The organism is Cytobacillus oceanisediminis 2691, from assembly GCF_007678455.1.
GTDB lineage: Bacteria > Bacillota > Bacilli > Bacillales > Cytobacillaceae > Mesobacillus > Mesobacillus oceanisediminis_A.
This window is the reverse complement of record NZ_VEEP01000371.1, coordinates 1-241: the sequence shown is the minus strand read 5'-3', so window position 1 is coordinate 241 and position 241 is coordinate 1. Positions and strand designations below refer to the sequence as shown.

Here is a 241-nt window from a genome sequence, read left to right as displayed (position 1 = left end):
TCCCATAATTTTTCCCTCAACTCACAACTCCTTTATCTCTTATCCACAGCTTCATCATCTCCTCTCCCATTAAAACCCCATCTTCCATTCCCACCTCATCCCATCCCACCACCCCCACATCTCCCCCCCCATTCATCACAAAACCATTCACACCCTTCTCTTTCAGATCTTCAATCCCTTCATTAATCATCTATCCTTTTCCAAACCCTCCCAAATCAAAGACAAAATCCCTTTTTTTCAT

The 241-nt window shown here is 43.2% G+C and carries 1 protein-coding gene; it reads right to left on the bottom strand.

What is annotated here, in order from left to right; genetic code table 11:
* Positions 1-16 precede the first annotated feature (16 nt).
* Positions 17-190, bottom strand: a complete 174-nt coding sequence (locus FS736_RS24740) for a hypothetical protein (protein ID WP_186326947.1) — start codon at positions 188-190, stop codon at positions 17-19.
* Positions 191-241 lie beyond the last annotated feature (51 nt).